This window comes from Citrobacter sp. S46_ASV_140 (assembly GCF_018919545.1).
Lineage (GTDB): Bacteria > Pseudomonadota > Gammaproteobacteria > Enterobacterales > Enterobacteriaceae > Citrobacter > Citrobacter braakii.
In genome coordinates this window covers 77,194-95,470 of sequence record NZ_JAHLRC010000006.1, presented here as the reverse complement: position 1 = coordinate 95,470, position 18,277 = coordinate 77,194, and the positions used below count along the sequence as shown (strand labels likewise).

Genomic DNA, 18,277 nt, shown 5'->3' with positions numbered 1-18,277 from the left:
GGATCTGGTTAACGAATCGTTCATCATCAAAGGTTTTTTCGCCACGACCCGCGGCCCGGAGGTCGTCGAGCATATCCTGCGGTGCGATCCCGGTTTTGGTCCCGAGATACACCACGGCGTCCGGCTCGGCTTCGAGAATGTAATAGCTCTCATCCTGGGTATAGTGCATACCAAACTGCTGTTGAATGTACTCCGTGAGAGGATGAACCTGAAAACTCAAATTCTGGCCACCAATAGTGTCGAGGAAGTCAAAACGGATCGGGAATTCCGCGCCAAAGCGCGCGTGAACTTTTTCACCCAGCAGGGGGCGGGGACAGGTCAGCACCAGATCCTGAGAGGGGATCTCGATCCGCACGTTGCCAAAACGCAGTAACAGGCTGTTTTCCTCGGGCACGCAATCAAAACACCACGCGTAATTGGGGGCTGAGGGATCGAGATCGAAGCGTTGTTTCATCCATTGCCCGCCCCAGACGCCTGGGTCAAAGAAAGGGGCAACGCGAAACGGTTGTTCGGTGGTTTGTTGCAGACCGGCGCGTAACGCGTCGCCGCTGACCATCGCGGGACTATTTTCTACCGTGGTATCGAGCAAATAATCGGCGCGTTTGAGTAACGGCGTTTTATGTTTGTCGAATACCCGCCATTCAATGAAAAAAGCACGTTTGTAACGACGAAGAATATCTTCATCCTGGTTTTCTGCACCCCAGTTACCCAGCCCGTTATGACGCATACGCTGTTGAATTTCCCAGCGCGGAAGATCGGCATAAACCAGTACGTCACCAGGGTGTGCCAGCGCAGCGCCCGAGCCGTACACCACAACCAGCCCTGTGGTAACGGCATCAATCTGTTGGCGGAGTTGGCTGAGTTTGTCGCTATCAAAAAATTCATCCAGGTGATGACAGGAGAGAACGCCGAATACGCGATCGTCGGTAAGGTTACGCGCCAGTAAATCATGCAGGGCCTGCTCATCGCGGCGGGCGGATTCAATATTTAGCACCAGTGCGGTATCTAATGTCGTAACAAGCTGTTGCTCCAGCTCGTCAAGCCGCACGCCCGGATAGCAATCCACGATCAATACGGTTTTGGCGGCGGTAGAAACCCTGGTGTTAAGCACTGAATGAATTGACGACCAACCCTGCCAGGCGTGGTTGTCATAGCCCTGAACGTTAACCTCAGGGAATTTATTATAGGTTGTACGCATATTCTGTCTCCGTGTTGGCTTATTTAAGATTAATCGATTAACCTTATTTTCATAGTGTGGTTAACGCGATTAACCCGCCATAATCAGAATCCAGTGCGGTGAAAAGCACGTTAGCGTGATGTGAATCACACGTAAAAAGGCAAAATTTCGGTTATTCGATTAACCTTCGAAATAAACAGGAGAGGTCATGACTACAGTCACGCTGGCGCAGGTTGCTGAACGCGCGGGAGTCTCCACGGCAACCGTTTCAATGGTGTTGCGTAACCGGGGGCGCATTTCTCAGGCCACACGTGACAGGGTGCTCAAAGCGCTGGACGATGCCGGCTACGTTTATAATCAAACCGCCGCTAACCTGCGTAACCGGAGCAGTAATCAGGTCGGATTGTTGTTACACGATATCACTAACCCTTTTTACGGTGAGATGACTGCAGGGCTAAGCCATGAGATGGAGCGGCATGACCTGCTTCTGTTTCTGGCAAACAGTGAAGAGTCAGGAGAAAGGCAGCAAAAATTTGTCGACTCGTTGATGCGCAATAATGCCTGCGGCATGGTGCTCTGCGCGGCGCGCGAAACACCGACCTCCTTCTTCGAGGCGCTGAAAAGGCGCAATATTCCCGCCATCATGGTGGTTCGCCCTCTTAGCGATCCTGATTTTGATTTTGTGGGAACCGATAACTTTCTCGGTACGCAAATGGCCACCACCCATTTAGTCAAAATGGGGCATAAGAATATTGCGTTTATCGGTGGTAGCCCAAGTTCCGGGAGCCGGGCACAGCGTATCGGTGGATTCACCAGCACGTTGCTGGAGCAGGGAATATCGCCGAATCCGCAATGGATAGTGGCGACGCAGGCCAGCCAGATTGACGGCGCAAAAGTGGCAGAGTCGCTTCTTATGCGGTTCCCGGAAATTACCGCCGCCGTTTGTTATCAGGATATTGTGGCGCTTGGGGTTATGCAGGCATTACGTAAAATGGGGCGTGAACCAGGGCGCGATTTTGCGCTGGTGGGGTTCGATGACATCACCGAAGCGGCGCTGGTACAACCTGCGCTCACCACCGTGTCGGTGGCCGCAAAAGAGATAGGTCGCAAGGCTGGGGAGCTACTTTATAGTCGCATTCAGGGAAATGACGAACCTCCGAAACGCATTATTCTGCCGCCTGCGCTGGTGGTCAGAGAATCATGTGGTTTTCGCTGATCGTCATGCCTTTTACTGATATCTCTCCCTGTTTATCATTAAATTCTAATTATCGACGTTTTCGGCTGGCGGCGCAGCGATGTGCTGGTTAATCTGAAAACGATTTACGTAAAATTAACAAAAGAGAATAGCTATGCATGATGCACAAATCCGCGTTGCCATCGCGGGAGCCGGAGGGCGCATGGGGCGTCAGTTGATTCAGGCCACTCTTGGCATGGATGGCGTACAGCTCGGCGCGGCGCTGGAGCGCGAAGGTTCTTCTTTGCTGGGAAGCGATGCCGGAGAATTAGCGGGAGCCGGTAAAACGGGCGTTACCGTGCAAAGTAGTCTTGAGGCGGTGAAAGATGATTTTGATGTTTTCATCGATTTTACTCGCCCGGAAGGCACGCTGGCGCATCTGGCGTTTTGCCGCCAGCACGGTAAAGGGATGGTGATTGGCACCACTGGCTTTGATGACGCGGGCAAACAGGCTATTCGTGATGCTGCGCAGGACATTGCTATCGTTTTCGCCGCGAACTTTAGCGTTGGCGTTAACGTTATGCTTAAGCTGCTGGAGAAGGCGGCGAAAGTGATGGGTGATTACACCGATATTGAGATTATTGAAGCCCATCACCGTCATAAAGTGGATGCGCCGTCAGGCACTGCGCTGGCGATGGGGGAGGCGATTGCCGGGGCGCTGGATAAAGATTTAAAAGAGTGTGCCGTCTATTCGCGTGAAGGTTACACCGGTGAGCGCGTACCCGGTACGATCGGTTTTGCCACGGTGCGGGCGGGAGATATCGTTGGTGAGCATACCGCGATGTTTGCCGATATTGGCGAGCGCATTGAGATCACGCATAAAGCCTCCAGCCGCATGACCTTTGCCAATGGCGCAGTACGATCGGCAATTTGGCTGAAATCAAAGTCAAACGGTCTTTTTGATATGAAAGATGTGCTTGATTTACGCAGTTTATAACTTTTATTACCCTTCGTGATGTGGTTATTGTAATCATAACTATTTGATTACATAGGGCAATATTTTATTGCCCTTTTATTTTTCGCTTTTTAATTTGATTTTTTATTTAATGGCCTGTTTATTGGTGTTTTACTGGATTATTTTGTTATCTCAATGTAAATTTTGACCAAATGGTCCACTTTTATCTATCGCGCTTCCTGTTTTTACACTCTTTATCTTCCGCAAGCGTTTTCCACCCCAAGTTAGCTGATCTTTTTGCCTGTTAAATCGTGTGTTTTATCCCAGTGGCGTAAAATAATAATAAAAAATGCCCTTTTGGGTAGACTTTTACGTGGGCTATCTCTAGAATGCCGCCGTTTGCCAGAAATCCATAGGTAAGCAAATTTGCATTGATTCATGAGGTGTTAATGAATTAATATGCAAATAAAGTGAGTGAATATTCTCTGGAGGGTGTTTTGATTAAGTCAGCGCTATTGGTTCTGGAAGACGGAACCCAGTTTCACGGTCGGGCCATAGGGGCAACAGGTTCGGCGGTTGGGGAAGTCGTTTTCAATACTTCAATGACCGGTTATCAAGAAATCCTCACTGATCCTTCCTATTCCCGCCAAATCGTCACTCTTACTTATCCTCATATCGGTAATGTCGGCACTAATGAAGCCGATGCAGAATCTTCTCAAGTACATGCGCAAGGCCTGGTCATCCGCGACCTGCCGCTGATAGCCAGCAACTTCCGCGATACCGAAGACCTCTCTTCTTACCTCAAACGCCATAATATTGTGGCAATTGCCGATATCGATACCCGTAAGCTGACGCGTTTGCTGCGTGAAAAGGGCGCACAGAACGGCTGCATTATCGCGGGTGATAACCCGGATGCGGCGCTGGCGCTGGAAAAAGCGAAAGCCTTCCCGGGGCTGAACGGCATGGATCTGGCGAAAGAAGTGACCACCGCGGAGCCTTATAGCTGGACGCAAGGTAGCTGGACGCTGGCCGGTGACCTGCCGGAAGCTAAATCCGCCGATGAACTGCCGTTCCACGTAGTGGCCTACGATTTCGGCGCTAAACGTAACATTCTGCGTATGTTAGCGGATCGCGGCTGCCGCCTGACGGTTGTGCCTGCGAAAACCTCTGCTGAAGATGTTCTGAAGATGAATCCGGACGGTATCTTCCTGTCCAACGGCCCTGGCGATCCGGCGCCGTGCGACTACGCGATTACCGCGATTCAGAAATTCCTCGAAACCGATATTCCGGTATTTGGCATCTGCCTCGGCCATCAGCTGCTGGCGCTGGCAAGCGGTGCGAAGACCATTAAGATGAAGTTTGGCCACCACGGCGGCAACCATCCGGTAAAAGATATTGATAACAACACCGTGATGATCACCGCTCAGAACCACGGTTTTGCGGTCGATGAGGCCTCCATGCCTGCCAACCTGCGCGTGACCCACAAGTCGCTGTTTGACGGCACCCTGCAGGGGATTCATCGTACCGACAAACCGGCGTTCAGCTTCCAGGGGCACCCTGAAGCAAGCCCGGGTCCACACGACGCTGCGCCGCTGTTCGACCACTTTATCGAGTTAATTGAGCAATACCGTCAGTCCGCGAAATAATCAGGAGTAAAAGAGCCATGCCAAAACGTACAGACATAAAAAGTATCCTGATTCTGGGCGCGGGTCCGATCGTTATCGGTCAGGCGTGTGAGTTTGACTATTCCGGCGCGCAGGCGTGTAAAGCCCTGCGTGAAGAGGGTTACCGCGTTATTCTGGTGAACTCCAACCCGGCGACCATCATGACCGACCCGGAAATGGCCGATGCCACCTACATCGAGCCGATTCACTGGGAAGTGGTACGCAAAATCATTGAGAAAGAGCGCCCGGATGCGGTGCTGCCAACCATGGGCGGTCAGACGGCGCTGAACTGTGCGCTGGAGCTGGAACGTCAGGGCGTACTGGCTGAGTTCGGCGTGACCATGATTGGCGCGACGGCGGATGCTATTGATAAAGCGGAAGACCGTCGTCGCTTCGACATCGCGATGAAAAAAATCGGTCTCGATACCGCACGTTCAGGCATCGCTCACACCATGGAAGAAGCGCTGGCGGTTGCCGCTGACGTCGGCTTCCCGTGCATTATCCGTCCGTCTTTCACCATGGGTGGCACCGGCGGCGGTATCGCCTACAACCGCGAAGAGTTTGAAGAAATTTGCGAACGCGGTCTGGATCTTTCCCCAACCAACGAACTGCTGATTGATGAATCGCTGATTGGCTGGAAAGAGTACGAGATGGAAGTGGTGCGTGATAAAAACGACAACTGCATCATCGTCTGCTCCATCGAAAACTTCGACGCGATGGGCATCCATACCGGTGACTCCATCACCGTTGCGCCAGCCCAGACGCTGACCGACAAAGAATATCAAATCATGCGAAACGCCTCGATGGCGGTACTGCGTGAAATCGGCGTTGAAACCGGTGGTTCTAACGTCCAGTTTGCAGTAAACCCGAAAAACGGCCGTCTGATTGTTATCGAGATGAACCCGCGCGTCTCCCGCTCCTCGGCGCTGGCGTCCAAAGCAACCGGCTTCCCGATTGCTAAAGTCGCAGCCAAGCTTGCGGTAGGTTACACCCTCGACGAACTGATGAACGACATCACCGGCGGGCGGACTCCGGCTTCGTTTGAGCCGTCCATCGACTACGTTGTGACGAAAATTCCACGCTTCAACTTCGAGAAATTTGTTGGCGCTAACGACCGTCTGACCACCCAGATGAAATCTGTCGGTGAAGTGATGGCGATTGGCCGCACCCAGCAAGAGTCTCTGCAAAAAGCGCTGCGCGGTCTGGAAGTGGGCGCGACCGGCTTCGACCCGAAAGTAAGTCTGGATGACCCGGAAGCGCTGACCAAAATCCGCCGCGAGCTGAAAGACGCGGGCGCCGAGCGTATCTGGTACATCGCCGATGCTTTCCGTGCTGGCCTGTCCGTCGATGGCGTGTTCAACCTGACCAACATCGACCGTTGGTTCCTGGTGCAGATTGAAGAACTGGTGCGCCTGGAAGAAAAAGTCACAGACCTTGGCATCAACGGCCTCGACGCTGACTTCTTGCGCGTACTGAAGCGCAAAGGTTTCGCCGATGCGCGTCTGGCGAAACTGGCCGGCGTACGCGAAGCGGAAATCCGCAAGCTGCGTGACCAATATAACCTGCACCCGGTCTACAAGCGCGTGGATACCTGCGCGGCAGAATTTGCCACCGACACCGCTTACATGTACTCCACTTATGAAGACGAGTGCGAAGCGAATCCAACTCAGGATCGCGACAAGATTATGGTGCTGGGCGGTGGTCCAAACCGTATCGGTCAGGGCATTGAATTCGACTACTGCTGCGTACACGCCTCGCTGGCGCTGCGCGAAGACGGTTACGAGACCATCATGGTCAACTGTAACCCAGAAACCGTTTCTACCGACTACGATACCTCCGACCGTCTGTACTTCGAGCCGGTAACGCTGGAAGACGTGCTGGAAATCGTGCGCATCGAGAAGCCGAAAGGCGTTATCGTGCAGTACGGCGGCCAGACTCCGCTGAAGCTGGCGCGCGCGCTGGAAGCGGCAGGCGTGCCGGTTATCGGTACCAGCCCGGATGCTATCGACCGTGCGGAAGACCGTGAACGCTTCCAGCAGGCGGTTGACCGTCTGAAGCTGAAACAACCGGCTAACGCCACCGTGACCGCCATTGAAATGGCGGTTGAGAAGGCGAAAGAGATTGGCTACCCGCTGGTGGTGCGTCCGTCCTACGTTCTCGGCGGCCGCGCGATGGAAATCGTCTACGACGAAGCCGACCTGCGTCGCTACTTCCAGACCGCGGTCAGCGTTTCTAACGATGCGCCGGTACTGCTGGACCGTTTCCTTGATGACGCGGTTGAAGTGGACGTGGACGCCATCTGCGACGGCGAAATGGTGCTGATTGGCGGTATCATGGAGCACATCGAACAGGCGGGCGTGCACTCCGGTGACTCCGCATGTTCTCTGCCTGCGTATACCCTGAGTCAGGAAATTCAGGATGTGATGCGCCAGCAGGTGCAGAAACTGGCCTTCGAACTGCAGGTTCGCGGTCTGATGAACGTCCAGTTTGCGGTGAAGAATAACGAAGTTTACCTGATTGAAGTGAACCCGCGTGCGGCGCGTACCGTTCCGTTCGTCTCCAAGGCAACGGGCGTACCGCTGGCGAAAGTCGCGGCGCGCGTGATGGCCGGGAAAACGCTGGCACAGCAGGGCGTCACCAAAGAAGTTATCCCGCCGTACTACTCGGTAAAAGAAGTGGTGCTGCCGTTCAACAAGTTCCCGGGCGTTGATCCGCTGTTAGGGCCAGAAATGCGCTCTACTGGTGAGGTGATGGGCGTGGGCCGTACCTTCGCGGAAGCGTTCGCCAAGGCACAGCTCGGCAGCAGCTCCACCATGAAAAAACAGGGTCGTGCACTGCTCTCCGTTCGCGAAGGCGATAAAGAGCGCGTGGTTGACCTGGCGGCGAAGCTGCTGAAGTTTGGTTTCGAGTTGGATGCGACGCACGGTACCGCGATTGTGCTGGGCGAAGCGGGTATCAATCCACGTCTGGTGAACAAGGTGCATGAAGGCCGTCCGCACATTCAGGACCGTATCAAGAATGGCGAGTACACTTACATCATCAACACTACCGAAGGCCGTCAGGCGATTGAAGACTCCAAGCTGATTCGCCGCAGCGCACTGCAGTACAAAGTGCATTATGACACCACCCTGAACGGTGGTTTCGCAACGGCGATGGCGCTGAATGCCGATGCTACCGAGAAGGTGACCTCGGTTCAGGAAATGCACGCGCAGATCAAAAAGTCATAAAAAAAAGGCCCGGTGATAATTGCGCTAACCGGGCCTGCAATATAATTTGGAAAGGGTTTCTGTAAAGAAACCCTTTTTTATCTCTCATAAGGTCATTCCTGGCCAACCGTGCTTTCATAACCACATTTTCAATGTAATAAGCACGATATTGCTCACACTAATCAACATTCAAGTCGCATACTATCCATTATATCCACAATTTTAATATGGCTTAGTTTTTATTAATTTAGACAGGCCGTAGCCAGATTTTTAATTTGTGAAATGGTGTGCTTATGTGTGAAAAATATGTTGAAAGACCGCTTTATTTGTTAATTGCTGACTGGATGATGGCTGAAGATCGTTGGATCACAGCAAAGGAAATTTCCCGCCATTTTGATATTGAACACTGCAAAGCAATTAATACACTCTCTTATATTCTGTCGGAAGTGGGAGAAATTGTTTGTGAAGTTAAGATGATCCCTAATCAAATTGCAGGCCGCGGTTGCCAGTGCCAGCGTTTGGTGAAAGTCATCAGTATTGATTCTCATCTCTACAGACGATTGAATCACAATTTGCAGGAAAAAAAGGTGAGTGTGGCGAAAACGCCGCGACTGCCAGCGGTTCCCCCAACAGAGCTTAACCGTGAGCAGAAATGGCAGATGATGCTCTCCAAGAGCATGCGTCGATAATGGTGATTTGCCGGATCGGCGTGAGCGCTTCTCCGGCATAAATTACCGTGCTGATTTTGGCTTTACGTCCGTCGTGCCTTTCAGGCGCGGCCGGTTTTTTTCGACCTGCGTTAATGGCAAAGTTTCGTGTAGTCCTGTTTGGCAGCGGATTGCAAGGTCCTGATATTCTTTGGTGTTCAGCCGTTTCCAGTCCAGCTCCTGGTCCGTGACTTCACGCAGTACGCGAACCGGTGAACCAACCAGCATCTGCCTTGCCTCTCCCTGAAATCCGGCTTTGACAAAGCTCATGGCAGCGACAATGCTCTCTTCGCCAATCACCGCGCCGTCCATAATCACGCTGTTCATGCCAATCAGCGCATCTCTGCCCACCACGCAGCCGTGCAGAATTGCGCCATGGCCGATGTGTCCATTCTCATGCACGATAGTGTCGGTGTCGCAGTAGCCGTGCATGATGCAGCCATCCTGCAGGTTAGAACCGGCTTCCAGAATCAGGCGACCATAGTCACCGCGCAATGAGGCGTGTGGACCAATATAAACCCCGGCCCCCACAATGACATCGCCAATCAGCACAGCGCTGGGATGGACATAGGCATCCGGATGTACCACCGGAATCAGGCCCTCAAAGGCGTAATAGCTCATTGTCTTATCTCGGTTTTATTGCCGGATTGCGGCGTAAATACCTTATCCGGCATAGGCACATTAACGACCTTTCCATACCGGATCGCGTTTTTCCGCAAATGCCTGTGGTCCTTCGAGCGCATCTTCCGAGTGCAGCACCGATGGATAGTGCTTCAGCACACCGCTGCGGATGTACCGGTAGCCTTCTTCCACCGGCATTTCGCTGGTCGTACGGTAAATCTCTTTCAGCGCGGCGATAGCCAGCGGGGCGCTATTTACCAGCTGCTGCGCCAGTTCGCGCGCGCTATCCATCAGTTCGTTCTGGCTGACAACGCGGTTGACGATGCCCCAGCGCAGTGCTTCTTCGGCGCTCATTCGTCTGCCGGTCATCACCATTTCGTTAACGATTGCCGGTGGCAGCAGTTTAGGTAAACGCAGTACGCCGCCGCTGTCAGGCACGATCCCGAGTTTTGCTTCCGGCAGCGCGAAGCTGGCATTTTCCGCACAGACGATAAAATCCGCCGCCAGCGCCAGCTCAAAACCGCCGCCAAACGCGTAGCCGTTTACCGCGGCGATGACCGGCTTATCGAGGTCGAAAATTTCGGTTAAACCGGCGAAGCCGCCTGGGCCAAAATCGGCATCCGGCGCTTCACCTTCGGCCGCCGCTTTTAAGTCCCAGCCCGCAGAAAAGAATTTCTCTCCGCCGCCGGTGATAATTGCTACGCGTAATTCCGGGTCATCACGAAAATTAAGAAAAGCTTCCCCCATTGCAAAGCTGGTTTTAGCGTCAATGGCATTGGCTTTAGGCCGGTCAAGGGTAATTTCCAGGATCGGGCCGTTACGGGTCAGATGTAATGATTCACTCATAGTTCATCTCCAGATAATTAGGTTTCCCGGCCGGAGGAATTCCGACCGGAAGGGTTATTTCAGATTTTTTTTGATTATTTTTCCTGAACAATTGCGCGGCAGGTCGGTTCTTATCTCCATAAAAGAAGGAACCTTGAATTTCGCCATATTGTTTTCGCAGAAGCTGAAGAACTCAGCTTCGCTTAATGTTTCACCCTCATTAAGGACGACAAAAGCTTTAATGGCTTCATCACGGATCGAGTCTTTAATACCGACAACCACAATGTCCTGAATTTTCGGATGCGCAGAAATAATATTTTCCAGCTCGACGCAGGAGACATTTTCCCCACCGCGTTTGATCATGTTGCAGCGTCTGTCGACGAAATAAAAAAAACCGTCCGCATCCTGGTAACCCGAATCACCGGTATGTAACCACCCTTCAGGTTCCAGCGCTTTGGCAGTAGCGTCGGGTTGCGCGTAGTACTCTTTGAAGATTGTTTTTCCCGGCACGCCTTTAATGCAGATTTCGCCAATTTCTCCGGCGGGCAGGGGACGGTTGTGATCGTCACGGATTTCGGCTTCATAGCTAAAACCCACGCGACCAATAGAAGGCCAGCGCCGTTTGTCTCCAGGGCGATCGCCAATAATGCCCACGATGGTTTCGGTCATGCCGTAGGAGGTCAGCAGTCTGACGCCAAAGCGGTCGATAAAGGCATCTTTTTCCTGTTCGGATAAATTGAGATAGAACATCACTTCGCGCAGGTGATGCTGTCTGTCCGTTGGGGCTGCGGGTTGGACCATCAGCGTTCTGATCATCATCGGGATGCATTCGGTGACCGTCGCCTGATATCTACGCACCTGATCCCAGAACGCCCTGGCGCTGTACTTCTCCACCAGCACAAAGGTGCTGCCTGCGGAGAAGGCAGCCATGGCAGCCGTACACTGACAGTCTATATGGAAAGCGGGCATCACCGTCATATAGACGTCATCATCGCGCAGAGCGATTTGCCAGGAGGTGTAGTAGCCCGCAAAGCGCAGGTTGTAGTGGGTAATCACCACCCCTTTAGGCCGCGAGGTGGTGCCTGAGGTAAACAGAATTTCCGCCGTATCGTCAGTGGATAACGCAGGCGTATAGCACAGATTAGTCGACTGGCGAGCTTGCAGTTGGGTAAAGTGGCTCACGCCGTCGTCAACCGGAAGCTGCTCGCCAATCAGACAGATATGATTTAGCGGAGTGGTATTTTCCAGCCGTATCTGGCGGTACATAGGATAAAACTCGGCACTGGTGACCAGCAGGCTCACCTGGCTGTTTTGCAGGATCCAGGCGCTCTCTTCGCCCAGCAAGCGGGCATTAATCGGCACCATAATGGCGCCAATTTTTGCCAGTCCAAACCAGCAAAAGATAAATTCCGGACAGTTATCCAGATGCAATGCGACCTTGTCGCCCTTGCGGACCCCTAAGGAATGGAAAAGGTTCGCCGTGCGGTTTATCTCTTCATTGAGCGAGGCATAGCTATACTGCCGAACGATTCCTTCGCAGGATTCGAAAATTAACGCCGTTTTATCTCCGTACACCCCGGCCAGGTCGTCCCACATCTGACGTAAGTTTTGTCCGCCAACGATATCCATAATGCTTTATCCACTGAAATCAGGCGTGAGCGCTAACCAACCAGCGGGTCAGCGCGTCGCGTTTATTCCTCAACTCTGGCCAGGCCTTTGCCGACCAGCTCATTTATGTCTGCTTCGCTATAACCAATGTTTTTCAGAATGGCGGTGGTATCCATGCCGTGTGACGGCATGCCACGCCAGATTTTCCCCGGGTTGTTTTTAAATTTCGGCATGATGTTCGGCCCTTTGCAGGTGCGGCCGTCCATCGTTTGCCACTGAGTAATGGATTCACGGGCAACGTACTGCGGGTTGCCTTCCAGTTCAGGAATGGTCAGTACCTTCGCGCAGGCGATATTCAGCTCAGCAAAGCGCGCCTGGACTTCGGCGATGGTGTGTGTTGCCAGCCAGGCGTCCAGTTTCTCTTCCACGAGCGGGCCGTAAGGGCATTCCACGCGATGGATAAGCTGGGTACCTTCCGGGACTTCCGGTGTGCCAAGAATGTGGGCGAGGCCAATATCATTGAAGCACTCGTTGATTTGCGTGATGCCGACCAGCTCCATGACGATATAGCCATCGGCGCATTTATAGAGACCGCAGCCAGCGTAATACGGGTCTTTGCCTTTGGTCATGCGTGGACAAATTTCGCCACCGTTGAAGTAGTCCATCATGAAGTACTGACCCATACGCAGCATCACTTCGTACATGGCGATATCAATGCTTTCACCCTTACCCGTTTCGCGTACTTTGTGCAGGGCAGCCAGCGCTGCTGTCGTCGCGGTCATCCCGGAGAAATAATCGGCGGTGTACGGGAAGGCAGGCATCGGCTGATCAACATCACCGTTTTGGATCAGATAGCCGCTGAACGCCTGCGCGATGGTGTTATATGCCGGAAGATTGGTGTACTCCTCGGTACCAAACTGGCCGAAGCCGGAAAGGTGGGCGATAACCAGTTTTGGGTTATGTTCCCACAGCACGTCATCGGTAATGCCGCGGCGAGCAAAGGCCGGGCCTTTACTGGCTTCAATGAAAATATCGGTGGTTTCCATGAGCTTCAGAAACGCTTCCCGGCCTTCATCTTTGAAAATATTCAGCGACAGGGCGTGCAGGTTGCGGCGTGAGAGCTGTGGATAGTTAGGTTGCACGCGGATGGTATCGGCCCATGCGACGTTTTCAATCCAGATAACCTCAGCACCCCATTCGGCGAACATCTGTCCGGCGAACGGGCCGGCAATTTCGATCCCTGAAAAAACCACGCGTACCCCGGCAAGTGGGCCAAAGGTGGGCATTGGTAAATGATTCATAATTTTGCTCCTGGCATTTTTTGTAGGCCCGGTAAGCGCAGCGCCACCGGGCATGTTGCCGGATGGCGGCGTAAACGCCTTATCCGGCCTACGAATCGTGCTGAATTAGCGGTATTGCTTGAGTACCGCACGACCCAACGTCAGGATCTGCATTTCATCAGAGCCACCAGAAACACGGTCAACGCGCAGATCGCGCCAGAAACGCGTGATGCGATGGTTACCCGCGATACCTACACCGCCCAGCACCTGCATGGCGGTATCGACCACTTCAAACGCGGCGTTGGCGCAGAAGTATTTGCACATTGCCGCATCGCCCGAAGTGATGGTGCCGTTATCCGCTTTCCATGCCGCTTCAAGCAGCATGTTTTTCATGGAATTCAGTTTGATCGCCATATGCGCGAACTTCTCCTGAATCAGCTGGAAACGGCCGATCGTTTCGCCAAACTGCACGCGCTGATTGGCGTAGCGCGCGGCGTCTTCAAAAGCGCACATTGCCGTACCGTAGTTGGTCAGTGCGACAAGGAAACGTTCATGATCGAACTCTTCTTTCACGCGGTTGAAACCATTACCTTCCCGACCGAACATGTCTTTCTCGTCCAGTTCAACGTCGTCAAAGGTGATTTCACAGCAGCTATCCATGCGCAGACCGAGTTTCTCCAGCTTGTTGACCTTGATACCCGCTTTGCTCATGTCAACGAACCACTCGGTGTAAACAGGTTTATCCGGCGATGCACCATCTCTCGCCATAACCACGATGTACGGGGTATAGGCGCTACTGGTGATAAAGCACTTACTGCCATTAAGATAAACCTTACCATTTTTACGTGTATAAGTGGTTTTCAGGCTGCCAACATCCGATCCCGCTCCCGGTTCGGTGATGGCAGAGTTCCACATCTGCTTACCGGTGCCCTGGAACGCCATGATTTTATCGATTTGCTCCTGAGTCCCTTCACGCAGGAACGTGTTAAAACCGCCCGGTAACTGGTACAGCACGTAGGTTGGTGCGCCCAGGCGTCCGAGTTCCATCCAGACTGCAGCGACGGTAACAAAACCCGCTTCCAGTCCACCGTGTTCTTCAGGAATCAACAGACTATCAATGCCCATATCCGCCAGCGCTTTAACAAAACGCTCAGGGTAGACGCTGTCACGATCGCACTCGGCAAAATAAGCTTCCCAGTTCTCACTGGCCATCAATTCACGAATACCGGCGACAAACAGCTCCTGCTCGTCATTTAAGTTGAAATCCATCTTTCAGCCTCTTGATCAATTGGGTTAATAAGAATTACTTGTCTTTCCAGTGCACTTTGGCGTCTTTAATAAAGGACAGCGTCACCATGATGTTGACGAAGAACAGCGGACATCCTCCGGCGATAATCGCGGTCTGAATCGGCTTCAGCCCACCCAGCGCCAGCAGAACGATACCGATGATGCCGACCAGAACGGACCAGCCGATACGCACTAACAGCGGCGGTTCTTCACCATCGCGGACTTCACGACAGGTGGACATCGCCAGGGTGTAAGAGCAGGCGTTAATCAGCGTCACCGTGGCAATAAAGCAGAGGATGAAGAATCCCCACATGGTGGCGGTGCTGAGCGGTAAAGCAGCCCAGGTTTCGATAATGGCGCGCGCCACGCCGTGTTGTTCAATCAGCTGCGGGATGTTGAGAATGTTTTTATCCATCAGCAGCAGCGTGTTGCTGCCAAGGACTGTCCACAGGATCCAGGTCGACGCGGTCAGGCCCAGCACCATCCCGAAGCACAGTTCACGGACGGTACGACCACGCGAAATACGGGCCAGGAAGATACTCATCTGGATGGCGTAAATGACCCACCACGCCCAGTAGAAGACGGTCCAGCCCTGTGGGAAGCCGCCTTTACCGATGGCATCGGTATAGAACAGCATCCGCGGCAGATACATCAACAGCATGCCGACGGAGTCGGTGAAGTAGTTCATGATGAAGCTGGCGCCGCTGACGATAAACACCCAGCCCAGCATCAGGAAGCTCAGATAGCTACGCACGTCGCTGGCGATCTTCACCCCTTTTTGCAGGCCGCAGGCCACGCAAATGGCGTTCAATATGATCCAGCAGGTAATGATGATTGCGTCGAGTTGCAGCGTATGCGGAATACCGAACAGATACTGCATGCACTCGGTTACCAGCGGAGTGGCCAGACCGAGGCTGGTACCCATCGCGAAGATCAGCGCCACCAGATAGAAGTTATCAACGATGGTGCCGAACAGCCCTTTTGCATGCTTCTCGCCCACTAACGGTACCAGCGTGGAGCTGGGACGGATGACGTCCATCTTGCGCACAAAGAAGAAGTAGGCGAAAGCCACGGAAAGGAAACTGTAGGTTGCCCACGGCAACGGTCCCCAGTGGAACAGGCTGTACGCCAGGCCCAGCTCTTTCGCGCCCGTGGAGTTAGGTGCGAGAGCAAACGGCGGGGTGGAGATGTAGTAGTAGATCTCGATGGAACCCCAGAACAGCACCGCGGCGGATGTACAGGAAGCGAACATCATAAAAATCCAGCTGGCGGTACTAAACTCTGGTTTTTCGTCGCCTAATTTCTTTTTGGCATACGGGCCAAAGACCAACCAGAACCAGCCGAAGAGCATGACGACCATATACCATTCAAATGCCCAGCCCCAGACATTGGTGACATAACTGAATACCGCATTAATAACGACGTTAGCGGCATCGAGATCTCTTACAGTTAGCCAACAAAGTATCCCAACTATTATTAATGGCGGAAAAAAAACCTTCGGTTCAATTCCCGATTTTCTCTTTTCATTTTTCATAAGTGAATTCCAGTGTGAAAACGAAACTTATTTAGCGTGCCCGTGCATGATCGTTTGTTTATTTATTATTAATGATTTGTTGATAACTTTTTAACCTCTGGGAGCGCCTCAGTGAGTAACCCATAATGAGTATTCATATCGGGTGGTTCTGTTATCTTAGTCACACTTTTTTATGCTGAGTAATTCGCTTAAAAATTTGATGTTTTTTGTTTTTAATCAATTAGTTGAATGTGGTTTTTTAACTTTTTTAAGTGGCTGGCGTTCAATATTGTTGAACCCGCAGACAATATTGAAAATTTTCATATTTGACGTGATTCTTTCAATATTGGTGAGGTGCATAACACTATTGAAAGTTACGAATTTCAATGTGTGACATTTTCAATATTGGTGATTAAGGTTTTATTTCCGAATTAAAGAGCGTGATATCTGTATTTAACACTGCCGATATAAATACGTTTCCTTCATGATTTCTGGAGATGCAATGAAGATAATTACTTGCTACAAATGCGTACCTGATGAACAGGATATTGCGATTAATAATGCTGATGGTTCACTCGATTTCAGCAAAGCGGATGGCAAAATAAGCCAGTATGATCTGAATGCGATCGAAGCGGCTTGTCAGTTGAAACAACAGTCAGGAGAGGCCCTGGTTGTGGCCATGAGCGTCGGCGGCAAAGCGCTGACCAATGCAAAAGGGCGAAAAGATGTGCTTTCCCGTGGCCCAGATGAACTGATTGTTGTTATTGACGATCAATTTGAGCAGGCGCTGCCGCAACAAACTGCCAGCGCGCTGGCAGCCGCCGCGCAAAAAGCAGGTTTCGATCTGCTTATTTGCGGTGACGGTTCTTCCGATCTTTATGCTCAGCAGGTTGGTCTGCTGGTGGGCGAAGCGCTGAACGTTCCGGCGATTAACGGCGTGAGTAAAATCCTCTCTCTTACTGACAGCACTTTGACGGTAGAGCGTGAACTTGAAGATGAAGTCGAAACTCTGAGCATTCCGCTTCCGGCGGTGATCGCGGTCTCAACGGACATCAACACCCCACAAATCCCTTCCATGAAAGCCATTCTTGGCGCGGCGAAAAAACCGGTTCAGGTCTGGTCGCCGGCAGACATTGGCCTGAACAGCGCGCAGGCATATTCCGAACAACACGTTGCTGCACCGAAGCAGCGCGAGCGTCAGCGCGTTGTAATTGAAGGTGACGGTGAAGAACAGATTGCCGCGTTTGTCGAGAATCTTCGCAAAATCATTTAATTATCAGGGGATGTTATGAACAAATTTTCCAGTATCTGGGTATTCAGCGATACCCCTTCTCGTCTGCCGGAACTGATGAATGGTGCGCAGGCTTTAGGTGAAAAAGTTAACACGTTTGTGCTGAGTGAAGCGGACTGCGCGACGGCATGCCATTTAGGCGCAGATGATGTCTGGTTACTCAGCGGTAAACCAGAAGACCGTATGGTCGAAGACTACGCTGATGTGATGGCCGAAACTATTCGTCAGCACAGCGAGGGCGGGGCGGTGCTGCTGCCGAATACGCGTCGCGGCAAGCTGTTAGCGGCAAAACTGGGTTTTCGCTTGTCGGCAGCGGTCTCAAATGACGCCAGTGCAGTCGCCGTGCAGGACGGAAAAGCGGCGGTAAAACATATGGTCTACGGCGGCCTGGCGATGGGGGCAGAAACAATCGCTTCACCGTTCGCCGTGATAACGCTCAGCAGTGGAACGTTTGACGCGCAGCAACCGGATACCGCCCGCAGCGGCGAGGTGCACAGTGTGTCATGGCAGGCTCCGGCTGTAGCCGTTACTCGTACGGCAACTCAGGCACGTCAGAGCAACAGCGTCGACCTCGACAAAGCCCGTCTGGTGGTTAGCGTGGGACGCGGGATCGGCAGCAAAGAAAATATCTCGCTGGCGGAGGCGCTGTGCCAAACGATTGGTGCCGAGCTGGCGTGCTCCCGTCCGGTGGCGGAAAACGAGAAGTGGATGGAGCACGAACGCTACGTCGGCATCTCCAACCTGATGCTCAAGCCTGAACTGTATCTGGCCGTGGGGATATCCGGGCAGATCCAACATATGGTCGGCGCCAACGGCGCGCAGACGATTTTCGCCATCAACAAAGATAAAAATGCGCCGATCTTCCAGTATGCGGATTTTGGCATCGTTGGCGATGCGCTGAAGATCCTGCCTGCGCTGACGGCTGCTTTAGCGCGTTAAACCATTTCGGGCAGGATGCGAAGGTGTCCT

At 52.6% G+C, this 18,277-nt stretch carries 14 protein-coding genes; 7 read left to right on the top strand and 7 right to left on the bottom strand.

Translation table 11 applies throughout. From position 1 onward, the window contains the following. On the bottom strand, positions 1–1,198 hold a 1,198-nt coding region (locus KQJ19_RS03665), incomplete at its 3' end, for a mannose-6-phosphate isomerase (protein WP_216403355.1). Between the two features lie 187 nt (positions 1,199–1,385). Here KQJ19_RS03665 and KQJ19_RS03660 point away from each other — a divergent pair. The 5 genes from KQJ19_RS03660 (at position 1,386) to caiF (ending at position 8,865) form a co-directional block, all read left to right on the top strand. Beyond that, on the top strand, positions 1,386–2,393 hold the full coding sequence (locus KQJ19_RS03660) for a LacI family DNA-binding transcriptional regulator (RefSeq protein WP_016151647.1): 1,008 nt from the start codon (positions 1,386–1,388) through the stop codon (positions 2,391–2,393). A 133-nt stretch (positions 2,394–2,526) separates the two neighbouring features. Next, complete coding sequence (gene dapB, locus KQJ19_RS03655; protein ID WP_016151648.1) at positions 2,527–3,348, top strand: 4-hydroxy-tetrahydrodipicolinate reductase; 822 nt, start codon at positions 2,527–2,529, stop codon at positions 3,346–3,348. A 455-nt stretch (positions 3,349–3,803) separates the two neighbouring features. Beyond that, positions 3,804–4,952: a glutamine-hydrolyzing carbamoyl-phosphate synthase small subunit gene (gene carA, locus KQJ19_RS03650; protein ID WP_003018918.1), complete on the top strand. Its 1,149-nt coding sequence runs from the start codon at positions 3,804–3,806 to the stop codon at positions 4,950–4,952. A 17-nt stretch (positions 4,953–4,969) separates the two neighbouring features. Beyond that, positions 4,970–8,197 (top strand): carbamoyl-phosphate synthase large subunit, encoded by a 3,228-nt coding sequence (gene carB / locus KQJ19_RS03645; protein ID WP_047498316.1) that lies wholly within the window; start codon positions 4,970–4,972, stop codon positions 8,195–8,197. Between the two features lie 272 nt (positions 8,198–8,469). Beyond that, on the top strand, positions 8,470–8,865 hold the full coding sequence (caiF, locus tag KQJ19_RS03640) for a carnitine metabolism transcriptional regulator CaiF (protein WP_016151651.1): 396 nt from the start codon (positions 8,470–8,472) through the stop codon (positions 8,863–8,865). Between the two features lie 42 nt (positions 8,866–8,907). Here the strand turns inward: caiF and caiE are convergent, their stop codons facing one another. The 6 genes from caiE to caiT all read right to left on the bottom strand — a co-directional run bounded on the left by caiE (position 8,908) and on the right by caiT (position 16,038). Continuing rightward, positions 8,908–9,504 (bottom strand): carnitine operon protein CaiE, encoded by a 597-nt coding sequence (gene caiE, locus KQJ19_RS03635; RefSeq protein ID WP_094760786.1) that lies wholly within the window; start codon positions 9,502–9,504, stop codon positions 8,908–8,910. Between the two features lie 60 nt (positions 9,505–9,564). After that, entirely contained in the window at positions 9,565–10,350 is a 786-nt protein-coding gene (caiD, locus tag KQJ19_RS03630) for a crotonobetainyl-CoA hydratase (protein ID WP_047498320.1), read from the bottom strand. A 54-nt stretch (positions 10,351–10,404) separates the two neighbouring features. Further along, the gene (caiC, locus tag KQJ19_RS03625; protein ID WP_216403354.1) at positions 10,405–11,958 is read right to left on the bottom strand and encodes a crotonobetaine/carnitine-CoA ligase; all 1,554 of its coding nucleotides are present in this window, start codon (positions 11,956–11,958) and stop codon (positions 10,405–10,407) included. Between the two features lie 62 nt (positions 11,959–12,020). After that, positions 12,021–13,238: an L-carnitine CoA-transferase gene (gene caiB / locus KQJ19_RS03620; RefSeq protein WP_216403353.1), complete on the bottom strand. Its 1,218-nt coding sequence runs from the start codon at positions 13,236–13,238 to the stop codon at positions 12,021–12,023. Between the two features lie 105 nt (positions 13,239–13,343). Next, positions 13,344–14,486: a crotonobetainyl-CoA dehydrogenase gene (gene caiA, locus KQJ19_RS03615; RefSeq protein ID WP_003018898.1), complete on the bottom strand. Its 1,143-nt coding sequence runs from the start codon at positions 14,484–14,486 to the stop codon at positions 13,344–13,346. Positions 14,487–14,520: 34 nt separating this feature from the next. After that, positions 14,521–16,038 carry an L-carnitine/gamma-butyrobetaine antiporter gene (gene caiT / locus KQJ19_RS03610; protein ID WP_019078351.1) on the bottom strand — a complete coding sequence of 506 codons (1,518 nt, stop codon included), beginning with the start codon at positions 16,036–16,038 and terminating at the stop codon, positions 14,521–14,523. Between the two features lie 481 nt (positions 16,039–16,519). On the opposite strand from caiT, the gene KQJ19_RS03605 reads away from it, so the two are divergent. Both KQJ19_RS03605 and KQJ19_RS03600 read left to right on the top strand, forming a co-directional pair. Beyond that, positions 16,520–17,290: an electron transfer flavoprotein FixA gene (locus KQJ19_RS03605; protein WP_016155670.1), complete on the top strand. Its 771-nt coding sequence runs from the start codon at positions 16,520–16,522 to the stop codon at positions 17,288–17,290. A 15-nt stretch (positions 17,291–17,305) separates the two neighbouring features. After that, a complete protein-coding gene (locus tag KQJ19_RS03600; RefSeq protein ID WP_016155671.1) occupies positions 17,306–18,247 on the top strand; it encodes an electron transfer flavoprotein subunit alpha/FixB family protein in 942 nt (313 codons plus the stop codon). Positions 18,248–18,277 lie beyond the last annotated feature (30 nt).